We start from the raw sequence: 1,048 nt of genomic DNA, 5'->3' as shown, positions 1-1,048 counted from the left end.
GTAGGGCGCGTACGCCAGGAGCGAGGATGGTTCGACATCGTCGATGACTGGCTCAAGCGCGACAGATTCGTGTTTATCGGCTGGTCGGGGCTGCTGCTGTTCCCCTGCGCCTACTTGGCCTTGGGCGGCTGGCTGACCGGCACCACCTTTGTAACTTCTTGGTACACCCACGGCCTGGCCAGCTCCTACCTGGAAGGGTGCAACTTTTTGACCGTGGCCGTGTCCACCCCCGCCGACAGCATGGGGCACAGCCTGCTGCTGCTGTGGGGCCCGGAAGCCCAAGGGGACTTTACCCGCTGGTGCCAGATTGGCGGGCTGTGGACGTTTGTGGCGCTGCACGGGGCGCTGGGCTTGATTGGCTTTATGCTGCGGCAATTTGAGATTGCCCGCCTGGTGGGGGTGCGGCCCTACAACGCCATTGCCTTCAGCGCGCCGATTGCGGTGTTTGTGAGCGTGTTTTTGATTTACCCGCTGGGGCAGAGCAGTTGGTTTTTTGCCCCCAGCTTTGGGGTGGCGGGGATTTTCCGCTTTTTGCTGTTTTTCCAGGGGTTCCACAACTGGACGCTGAACCCGTTCCACATGATGGGGGTGGCCGGCGTGTTGGGTGGAGCGCTGCTGTGTGCCATCCATGGGGCGACGGTGGAGAACACGTTGTTTCAGGATGGGGAAGCGGCGAGCACGTTTCGGGCGTTTGAGCCGACGCAGTCGGAAGAGACGTACTCGATGGTGACGGCGAACCGGTACTGGAGCCAGATTTTTGGGATAGCGTTTTCCAACAAGCGGTGGCTGCACTTTTTCATGTTGTTTGTGCCGGTGACGGGATTGTGGATGTCGAGCATTGGAGTGGTGGGGTTGGCGCTGAACCTGCGGGCGTATGACTTTATCAGTCAGGAGACGCGGGCGGCAGAAGATCCTGAGTTTGAGACGTTCTACACGAAGAACATTTTGCTCAACGAGGGGATTCGGGCCTGGATGGCGCCGCAGGACCAGCCGCACGAGCGCTTTGAGTTCCCCGAAGAAGTCCTACCCCGCGGCAACGCGCTCTAAA

1 protein-coding gene is annotated in these 1,048 nt (G+C 60.2%); it reads left to right on the top strand.

What is annotated here, in order from left to right; translation table 11 throughout:
• Window positions 1-1,047 (top strand): photosystem II D2 protein (photosystem q(a) protein) (gene psbD / locus NW858_RS05045; RefSeq protein WP_414352358.1); only part of this gene is annotated, 1,047 nt, incomplete at its 5' end.
• Window position 1,048: the final 1 nt, after the last annotated feature.

This window comes from Synechococcus sp. H55.10, from assembly GCF_047502715.1.
Taxonomy (GTDB): Bacteria; Cyanobacteriota; Cyanobacteriia; order Thermostichales; family Thermostichaceae; genus Thermostichus.
The sequence above is the reverse complement of the archived record's forward strand: the minus strand, read 5'-3'. Positions and strand labels throughout refer to the sequence as shown.